The 241-nt window shown below is 59.8% G+C and carries 1 protein-coding gene; it reads right to left on the reverse strand.

Annotated elements, in window-relative coordinates; genetic code table 11:
- A partial coding sequence (locus QN347_RS20755) for a hypothetical protein (protein WP_323494539.1) occupies positions 1 to 241 on the reverse strand: 241 nt, incomplete at both ends.

Genomic DNA, 241 nt, shown 5'->3' on the forward strand with positions numbered 1-241 from the left:
CGCCATTTCGGCTTCGCTGGTACCACCGGCTTTACAAACTTCGATGAAGGCGGCCAAGGCCGGATTATCTTCTGCTGCGAGGGTCGCCAGCGGATGCTCGGCTGCGACGGCGCAGAAAGTCACGCCCATGATGGTATCGGCGCGCGTGGTGAAGACGTACATTTTGCCGTCTTGTATCAGGCTGCCGGCGGCATCCTTGATATCGTGCGTGAATGCAAAGCGCACGCCCTCGCTCTTGCCT

The sequence above is a fragment of the Sphingomonas sp. 10B4 genome (assembly GCF_035019905.1).
Lineage (GTDB): Bacteria > Pseudomonadota > Alphaproteobacteria > Sphingomonadales > Sphingomonadaceae > Sphingomonas > Sphingomonas glacialis.